The following is a 10320-nucleotide window of genomic DNA, read 5'->3' on the forward strand; positions in this document are numbered from 1 at the left end:
TATAAATAGAGTGCATATAGTAAAAATAATTCAATGATGTTGTAAACAATTTCCTAAAATGATATACTGTCCTTATTAAAATAGAAATTAAAACAGGAATTTAAAATGCTGTATAGGGGGATTAAAATGGATAAAAAGTATGTAGTTGGTGTTGATTTAGGCGGAACAAAAATATATACTGCGTTAGTTGACTTAGATGGAAACATGGTGAAGGAAATAACGGTAAAAACTGAAGCTCATAGAGGGGATAAAGCAGTATTAGAGAAATTAATAAGCACTATAGATACAGTTTTAGAAGGTATAGATATTAATGAAGTTAAGGCAATAGGAGTTGGTTCTCCAGGACCATTAGATATAAAAAAAGGATTAATTGTTTATACTCCAAATTTACCTTTTAAGAATTTTAATATAGTTCAACCTATAAAGGAAAAATATAATATACCTACTTATTTAGATAATGATGCAAATGCAGCTACATTAGGAGAGTTTATGTTTGGCGCAGGAAAAGGAAGTACAAATATGGTTTATGTAACTGTAAGTACTGGAATAGGCGGCGGAGCTATAATAAATGGTAGCTTATTTAGAGGAAGCACTGCTAATGCATTAGAAATAGGACATACAACTGTTATGAAGGGCGGTCCAAGATGCGGATGTGGTAACACTGGATGTGCTGAAGCGGTAGCATCAGGAACAGCTATAATGAAAAGAGGAAGAGAAGCTGTAGAGAGTAAGGTAGAAACATCATTAAAGGATTATGATGAAGTTACAGCTAAAGAAGTTTTCACAGAAGCTGAAAAGGGAGATAAGGTATCTCAAGATATATTAAATGATGCATTATCTTATTTAGGAATTACAATTGCCAATATAGCTAACTCATTTGACCCAGACAAGATAGTTATGGGGGGCGGAGTTAGCCAAGCTGGCAATATAGTTTTTGAAAAGATAGATCATGAAATGGAAAGAAGATGCTTAAAAATAATCTATGATAATTGTAAAATTGAAAAAGCTGTTCTAGGTGGTAAGGCAGGAGTATTAGGAGCTGCTGCATTAGCAATTTTAGAAAGTAAATAAGGATAGTAACTTCCAATAATATACTTAATTCATTAGATGTATAAAATATTTAATGGATTTATATTATTGGGAGTTTTATTTTCATATAGGCTTTTATAATTTCAATTTTATAATAAAAGAACTATAATAAAATAGAAAACGATAATTTGGATATAATTTAGATATAAAATAAATAGGAGAGTAAATATGGGTATTAGATTTATTTTTGGTAGAGCAGGTACTGGAAAAAGTCGATTTTGTTTAGAGCAAATTAAGAAAAAAATAGATAGAAATGATAACAATAATAAGCTTATATTAATAGTTCCAGAGCAATACACCTTTGATACAGAGAAGAAGTTTTTAGAGGTAGTAACAGAAAAAGGTTTCTTAAGAGGTGAAGTATTAAGCTTTAAGAGAATGGCACATAGGGTATTTGAAGAATGTGGGGGAAGAACTGATATAAGAATAAGTGATTCTGGAAGGAATATGCTTATATATAAAATATTAAAGGATAAAACAGATGAACTTGAATATTTTAATAGAATGACAAAAGAACAAGGTTTTTCTTCAGTAGTATCTAAACTTATAACAGAATTTAAGAAATATAACATTTCCACGGAAATACTAAATCTTAAAGAAGAAGAAATAAATGATGATGAGTTAAAGAAAAAGCTTAAGGATTTAGGTTTAATATATAATGAGTTTAATAATGCTCTTCATAAGCAATTTATTGATGGTGATGATGAATTAACTCTTTTATATAACAAGCTTATAGATTGTAACATATATGATGATGCAGAAATATGGATAGATGAGTTTACCACATTTACACCTCAGCAATTAGAAGTAATAAAAATACTTGCTAAGAGAGCTAAGACAGTTAATATAACTTTATGTAGTGATAGTCTAAGTAATGGAGTAGATATTGATTATACAGATGTTTTTGATGCAATAAAGAATACTGAGAATTCTATTTTAAATATAATGAAAGAAGGAAACATATCTTATTTAGAGCCTATTAATTTAAATAAAGGAACTCCATATAGATTCTTAAAAAATGATACATTAAGTCATTTAGAAAAACATTTCTTTACTTATCCATTTAAACCTTATAAGGAAGAACCTAATAATATAAGATTATATAAGGCTAATAATAGCTATGAAGAGGTTGAGACTGTTGCTAAGGATATTCTAGAGATGGTAAGGGATAAAGGGTATAGATTTAAAGATATAGCTGTTGTGTGTAGAAACATTTCTGAATATGAAAAAATAGCTACAGTAATATTTAATGATTATAATATACCGTTTTTTATAGATAAGAAGAGAGAAATTTTAGATAATCCGCTAGTTGTACTTATTATTTCATCCTTAGAAATATTAATAAATAATTGGTCTTATGAAAGTGTATTTAAATTTTTAAAAAGTGGATTAATTAATATAGAAGAAAAATATATAGATGTATTAGAAAACTACGTATTAGCTAATGGAATTAAGGGATATAAATGGACTAGAGACTTCTATGATAAAGATGAAATATCTGATGAGGAGAATATATTATTTGAGATTATGGAAGAGGTTAGAGAACCCTTAATAAGTCTCCATAATAAAATAAGAGGAAAGAAAAATGTTAAGGAGATAACTACAAGTCTTTATAACTTTTTAGTTGAACTTAAGGTTTTTGATACCCTTGAATCATGGCTTGAAGAATTTGAAAGTATAGGACTTCAAGATAAGATAAAAGAATATATACAAGTACCAGAAATGGTAATAGAAATATTAGATCAAGTAGTTGATGTATTAGGCGACGAAGTAATAGATATAAAGGAATTTACAAAGATATTAGTATCAGGATTTGAAGAAAAAGAAGTTGGGGTTATTCCAATGGCTTTAGACCAAATAAATATTGGAGATATATCTAGAGTAAAAGGAAGAGAAGTAAAGGCTTTATACTTAATAGGAGTAAATGATGGAGTACTACCTTCTGTTAATAAGGAAGAGGGAATAATCAGTGATAGAGAAAGAGATATCCTTAGAGATATTGGACTTAGATTAGCATCTGATACTAAAAGTAGAGCCTTTGAAGAGCAATTTATAGTATATACAGCCCTAACTATTGCTTCTGAATATTTAATGGTTACTTTCCCTATGGCAGATTTTGAAGGAAAGTCTTTAAGGCCATCTATAATAATACCTAGGCTTAAAAAGATTTTACCAAAGCTAGTTGAGGAAAGCGAAATATATAATTTAAAAGAAAATAATGATAAGTTTAGCAAAATAACAGCGCCTATACCTACATTTAATGAGCTTATTTCTGCATTAAGAATGGAATTTGAAAAAGAAGAAGTAGATGAATATTGGGCTGAAGCTTTTAAATGGTTTGAAGAAAATGAAGAATTTAAATCTAAAGCAAGTAGGATGTTTAAGGGATTAACATATACAAACTTAGTAGAAAAGGTTCCTAGGGAGAAAATAAGGAGACTTTATCAGGCTGAAAATAAAAAGCTTATATTTAATGTTTCTAGGATTGAGAAATATGCACAATGCCCATTTTCTTATTATGTCCAATATGGGTTAAAGGCAAAGGATAGAAAGGTATATGAATTTTCAGCACCTGACTTAGGTTCATTTATGCATAATATATTAGATGATTTTACCAATAAAATAAGAAATGAAAAAATATCCTGGTCAGAGCTAAATAAAGAAAGATGCAAGGTAATAGTAAATGAATTAGTGGATAAAAAATTAGAAAGTGATACTAATTCAATTTTAAATAGTACTAAAAAATATAAATATTTTGCTGATAGATTTAAAAGAACTATAACTAAATCTGTTATGGTAATTTCCGAGCAAATGAGAAAAGGAAGCTTTGAGATATTTAGAAATGAATTTGAATTTGGTGGATTTAAGGATGGTGAACCTATAAAAATAGATTTACCTTCAAAGGAAACTGTTTATTTAGTAGGTAGGGTAGATAGAATAGATACTCTAGATTTAGATGGGAATACTTATATCAAGATAGTTGATTATAAGTCAGGAGCAAAGAAATTTAACTTAACAGAAGTATATTATGGTCTACAAATACAGTTGTTAGTGTATTTAGATGCACTAATTAAAAATTCTAAGTTTATATTAAAAAATCAAGCTATGCCAGGAGCAATTTTATACTTTAGAATAGATGATCCTATAATAAAGTCAAAAAAGCAATTATCAGAAGAGGAAATCAAAGAGAATATATTAAAAGAGTTAAAGATGAGCGGGCTATTATTAAAGAATATTGATGTAGTTAAGGCTATGGATAATGATATGGAGACATATTCGTTAATAATCCCAGCAAGTATAAAAAAGGATGGAGATTTTTCTTCTAATAGCTCAGTAGTTACAGAAGATCAATTTAATATATTAAGAAAATATGTTAATGATAAGATGGCAGAGTTATGTGAAGAAATGTTAAGTGGAGATATTAAGATAACTCCTTGTAAAAATAATAATACTCCATATTGTAATTACTGTGATTATTCATCAGTTTGCCAATTCGATACTTCAATTGAAAATAATAAATATAAGATAATATTGAAAAAGAATAATAATGAGGCATGGAAGTTAATAAAGGATGAGGTTGAGAAAGGGGGAGAAGCATAGGATATGGGGAGTACAAAATGGACTGAAGATCAATTAAAGGCTATTACTACTAGAGAATGTAACCTTTTAGTTGCAGCTGCAGCAGGTTCAGGTAAAACAGCTGTATTGGTAGAAAGAATTATAAGAATAATAACAAATGAAGAGAATCCTGTAGATATAGATAGGCTATTAGTAGTTACATTTACTTCAGCAGCAGCTGCTGAAATGAGAGAAAGAATTGCAGATGCAATATCTAAGGCTTTAGAAGTTAATCCTAACTCAAAGGTATTACAAAGACAACTTACATTATTAAGTAGAGCTAATATTACAACTATGCACTCCTTTTGCTTAGATGTAATAAAAAATCATTATCACGTAATTAATTTAGATCCAACCTTTAGGATTTCTGACGAAACAGAAAATACCCTTTTAAAGCTTGAAGTAATAAATGATTTATTTGAAGATTACTATGAAAGTGAAGATGAGGGCTTTAGGAATTTAATTGAGGCTTATAGTTCTTCAAAAAATGATGATAGATTAAAGGATATAATTCTAGATTTATATAGATTTTCTATGAGTGGACCATGGCCAGAAAAGTGGCTCGTAGATAGTGCTGAAAGTTTTAATATAAATAATATTGAGGATTTAGATAATACACCATGGATACAGATACTTAAAGAAAGTATATGGATTGAAATTGATGGTTATATTAAGACATTAGAAAAGGCAATAGTATTAATAAAAGAAACAGAAGGATTAGAATCATATCTTCCTACTTTTTCTGATGAACTAGAAATGTTTAAAAGAGTATTAAATTCATTAGATAATGGAATACAAGAAATTTATAAGGAAGTAAGTAATATATCCTTTGGTAAACTAAAGGCTGTAAGAAAAAATAATGTTAGTGATTTAGATGCATTAGAAATAGTTAAATCTATAAGAGATAGTATAAAAAAGAAAACAGCTAAGCTCATAGAAGATAGTTTTTCTATGCCAATTGAAGATGCATTAGAAGGAATAAAAAATTCTTATCCTTATATGAAGATGCTTAGTAAATTAACTTTAGAGTTTATAAGTAGATTTAAAGATAAAAAGAGGGAAAAGAATATTTTAGATTTTAATGATCTTGAACACTTATGCCTAAAGATATTAATTAATAATGATGAATTAGTAGATTCAGAAGAAAAAGTAAGTAAAGATAATATGGAAACTTTAGTACCATCTAACGTAGCTATAAGTTTTAGAGATTATTTTGATGAAGTATTAGTAGATGAATATCAAGATTCTAATAATGTTCAAGAAGCTATTATTGAATTAGTATCTAGAAAGAATTTAGAGAATCCAAATGTATTTATGGTTGGAGATGTAAAGCAAAGTATATATAGATTCAGGCAAGCAAAGCCAGAATTGTTTTTAGATAAGTATAATAATTACTCCTTAGAAGCTGGTGGTAGAGATAGAAAAATACAGCTTTATAAGAATTTTAGAAGTAGAGAAGAAGTAATTAATGGAGTAAATTATATCTTTAAAATGGTAATGTCTAAAACAGTAGGAGAGCTTGAGTATAATGATGAAGAATCCTTAAATTTAGGTGCTAGCTTTAAAGAAAATGAAGATGATAATGTAGAAATAGCAGGACCTATAGAACTTCATATATTAGATAAATCAGGTATTGAAGTTGAAGGTATAAATGAAGAAAATTCAATAGAAGATAATGAGGGATCTAATGAGGAAGAGGAAGACGTTGACTCAATAACACTAGAAGCAAGAATTGTAGCATCTAGAATAAAGGAACTTATGTTACCGGAGAATAAGGATAAAGTATTTAAGGTATTAGATAAAGAAACAGGAGAATATAGAGAATTAAAATATAAGGATATAGTTATATTATTAAGAGCAACTAGAAATTGGTCAGAAATATTCTTAGAAGAACTAGGGTCTTTTGGAATACCTGTATATGCTGATACTGGTAGTGGATATTTTGAGACTATAGAAATAAGAACTATAATGTCACTATTAAAAGTTATAGATAATCCTATGCAGGATGTTCCTATGATTTCTATATTAAGATCTCCTATTGTTGGATTTTCTGCTGAAGAATTAGGTGATATAAGATTAATAAGTAAAGATAAATACTTCTATGAAATTATAAAAGAAGTAACTGAAGATATACATGAAGTTAATGAGCAACTTAAAAATAAATGTAAAATATTTATTGAAAGTCTTAAAAAGTGGAGAAGAAAGTCAATATATACTCCTATAGATGAGTTTATTTGGTATTTATATATGGATACAGCTTATTATGGATATGTAGGTGCAATGCCGAATGGTAAGCTAAGACAAGCAAATTTAAAGATTCTATTCCAAAGAGCTAAGCAATTTGAGAATACTAGCTTTAAAGGATTATTTAACTTTATTAATTTTGTTAATAAGTTAAGAAATTCTTCAGGGGATATGGGTAGTGCTAAAGTCCTTGGAGAAAATGAAGATGTAGTTAGAATAATGAGTATTCATAAAAGTAAGGGACTTGAGTTTCCAGTAGTATTCACTTCAGGATTTGGAAAGCAATTTAACCTTATGGATTTAAATAAATCAATACTATATCATGATGATTTAGGTTTCGGTCCAGATTATGTAGATTTAGAGAGAAGAAATTCTTATAGTACTCTAGCAAAGGAAGCAATAAAGAAAAAGATTTTATATGAAACACTTTCAGAGGAAATGAGAATATTATATGTTGCCTTTACTAGAGCTAAAGAAAAATTAATAATAACTGGAGCAGTTAAAGACTTAGAAAGATCAATTAATAAATGGATGACTGCGGCTGCCTTAGATAATGATATTATTCCTGCTTCAGAAGTACTGAAAGGTAAAAACTATTTAGACTGGGTTGGAATGGCTTTATGTAAACATAAGGATGGAGAAGAATTAAGAAATGTTCTTGGAAATAAGAGTAGCTTAATAATTAATGATGAATCCATATGGAAAGTGAATTTGTGGACTAAAAACAAATTAACTGTGGATAAAGATGAAGTGGCTGTTGATGAAAACTCAGAAGATGAGTTATTCATTAATTCTCGTATAGATTATATTGATAAAGAAATTGAAAGAAGGTTAGGTTATAACTATAAATATAGCTTAGCAGGAGGATTGCCTAGTAATGTTTCTGTATCTGATTTAAAGAGGGCCTTATATGAGCATGAGGATGATAATATAATGACAGTAAATATATTTAAGGATAAGGAAGTATTAAAGCCTAAGTTCCTTCAAGAAAAAATAGGATTATCAGCTTCTGAGAGAGGTACAGTAGTTCACTTTGTAATGCAGAGGTTAGATTTAAGTAAGGTATCTACTAAAGAAGAAATAGATAATCAAATATATGAAATGAATGAATCTAAATTACTTTCAGAAGAGGAAGTTAAAGTGATAGAAAAAGTTAATTTCTTAGGATTCTTTAATAGTAGGCTTGGTAACAGAATGCTATCAGCTTTTAAATCAGGCAGTTTAGTAAAAAGAGAATTAGCCTTTTATACTGAAATAAGTAGTTTAAATGTGGATAACTCATTACCAAAGGAAATCTATGAAAATGAAAAGGTAAGACTTCAAGGGATAATAGACTGTATATTTGAAGAAGAAGACGGAATAGTTTTATTAGACTATAAGACAGACTATGTGGAATTTGGAAATGAAGATAAAGTAATTGATAAGTATAGAGTCCAACTTAAATATTATAAAGAAGCAGTTGAAAAAATAACTGGTAAGAAGGTTAAAGAAAGTTATCTATATCTATTTGGTATAGGTAAGGAAGTTTTATTATAATTTTAATGGGGCTGTTTATACAACAGCCCCATTAAAGTTTTTATCTAGTAATTATTGATATTTTTTAATTATAAAATGCAAATTCTCTAAGGTTATTAAAGGAGTTTTTTTTAGTTCATTAAGAAATTTTTTATTAATCTTTAATTAGTTATTTCTAATTTTACATTGTGTAATATCCTACTTATTCATTAAGAAATTTTTAGCCAAAGTTAATAGTTTTTCTTTTGAATTTAAATCAGGATTTTCTAAAACTATATTTAAGAGATGGTTTAAAACATCACCTAATAGTTTACCTGGTTTTAAATTAAGATTAGATATTAAATCCCCACCAGAAATATTTAAGTCTTTTATAGTTAATGGTTCGTTGTTATTAATTATTTCATTAACTAAGGTCTCAGTATATCTTACTTTTTCTAAAAATACTCTTGGATTATCTAGAGAGTTTATATCAGCTTTTTGAAGAGCAAATAATAAGTTTATATTATCAACTCCAATTTCATTTAATAGTATTTTTACTTCGTATTTAGTTGGCATTACAGTAGCATTTAATACTAGATGATGTTCTATAAGTTTTGATATTACTTTAATAGTGTTATTATCAAATCTCAACCTAGATAATATTTTTTTCACCATTATTGAACCTTCCAGACAATGTCTAGGAAAGCCGTAGAATGTTCCATTATTAAGCGGAGTTAAAGTATTCAGCTTACCTACATCATGGAAAAGAGCAGATAATCTTAATAATAAATCATTTTCTGTATTATCTACAACTTTTAAAGTATGAGTAAAAACATTTCTATTATGATTAGTGCACTTAGGTGAAAAATTATATAATGCATTGATTTCAGGTAATATAACTTCTAGTAATTTCGTATCTCTTAAAATTTCTAATCCTTTAGATGGATTTTCTGAAATTAATATCTTACATAGTTCATCTCTTATTCTTTCCGAACTTATATTTCCAATTAATTTATAATTACTCTTAATTGCAGTATAAGTATTTTCCTCTATATCAAAGTTTAGCTGACAGCTAAATCTAACTGCTCTAAGCATTCTTAATGCATCTTCTTTAAAGCGTTTATCAGCATCTCCTACACATCTTATAATTTTACTTTTAATATCATCAGTTCCATTAAAGTAATCAATAATTCCTATCTTTTCGTTATATGCTAAGGCGTTTATTGTGAAATCTCTTCGAGATAAATCTTCTTTAATATCTGTTACGAAATCTACAGAAGAAGGGCGTCTATTATCTATATATTTTCCTTCTGTTCTATAAGTTGTAACTTCATAAGGTTCATTGCTTATAAGTACGGTAACAGTACCATGCTTTAATCCAGTAGGTATTGTTTTATTAAATAAAGATATAGTTATTTCAGGTTTAGCAGAAGTAGTTATATCGTAATCCTTAGGTAGATTCCCTAATAATATATCTCTAACACATCCACCTACCATAAAGGCTTCAAAATTATTTTTATAGAAAGTATCAATAATAAGTTTAACTTCCTTTGGAGTATTTATATTCATTGTTTATCCTACCTTTAAAAAATATATATATGTTTCAATAAATAATCTACATCTTGAGTAATTATTTTATCTTTAGTGAAAAATAGTTTTGAAAGTAAATTACATCAATTGAAAGCATATATTTTTTAATTTTTATATAAGTTGTTTGTGTAATTTCCTAACTAAAATATTTTGAGTATAAAATATAACTGAATAAAATGCAAAAACTTTATTACAACTTATATATAAATAAATGATACCATAAAATAAAATTAGTCAAAAGTTTCTAGAAATTAATATGATATAATATTCATTAAAGTATAAATA

The 10320-nt window shown here is 27.6% G+C and carries 4 protein-coding genes; 3 read left to right on the forward strand and 1 reads right to left on the reverse strand.

The window, feature by feature from the left end:
• Positions 1–126 precede the first annotated feature (126 nt).
• The 3 genes from E6248_RS08810 to addA all read left to right on the forward strand — a co-directional run bounded on the left by E6248_RS08810 (position 127) and on the right by addA (position 8487).
• The gene (locus E6248_RS08810) at positions 127–1071 is read left to right on the forward strand and encodes an ROK family protein (RefSeq protein ID WP_316340445.1); all 945 of its coding nucleotides are present in this window, start codon (positions 127–129) and stop codon (positions 1069–1071) included.
• A 186-nt stretch (positions 1072–1257) separates the two neighbouring features.
• The gene (gene addB, locus E6248_RS08815) at positions 1258–4689 is read left to right on the forward strand and encodes a helicase-exonuclease AddAB subunit AddB (RefSeq protein ID WP_316340446.1); all 3432 of its coding nucleotides are present in this window, start codon (positions 1258–1260) and stop codon (positions 4687–4689) included.
• Between the two features lie 3 nt (positions 4690–4692).
• On the forward strand, positions 4693–8487 hold the full coding sequence (addA, locus tag E6248_RS08820) for a helicase-exonuclease AddAB subunit AddA (RefSeq protein ID WP_316340447.1): 3795 nt from the start codon (positions 4693–4695) through the stop codon (positions 8485–8487).
• A 177-nt stretch (positions 8488–8664) separates the two neighbouring features.
• Here the strand turns inward: addA and E6248_RS08825 are convergent, their stop codons facing one another.
• A complete protein-coding gene (locus tag E6248_RS08825; RefSeq protein WP_316340448.1) occupies positions 8665–10014 on the reverse strand; it encodes a CCA tRNA nucleotidyltransferase in 1350 nt (449 codons plus the stop codon).
• Between the last annotated feature and the right edge of the window lie 306 nt (positions 10015–10320).

This window comes from Clostridium sp. (assembly GCF_032552055.1).
Classification (GTDB): Bacteria; Bacillota; Clostridia; order Clostridiales; family Clostridiaceae; genus Clostridium.

Excerpts from the sequence above, each read along its gene's own strand:
- E6248_RS08810 (WP_316340445.1), top strand. The coding sequence starts at position 127 with ATGGATAAAAAGTATGTAGTTGGTGTTGATTTAGGCGGAACAAAAATA.
- addA (WP_316340447.1), top strand. The coding sequence starts at position 4,693 with ATGGGGAGTACAAAATGGACTGAAGATCAATTAAAGGCTATTACTACT.
- addB (WP_316340446.1), top strand. The coding sequence starts at position 1,258 with ATGGGTATTAGATTTATTTTTGGTAGAGCAGGTACTGGAAAAAGTCGA.
- E6248_RS08825 (WP_316340448.1), bottom strand. The coding sequence starts at position 10,014 with ATGAATATAAATACTCCAAAGGAAGTTAAACTTATTATTGATACTTTC.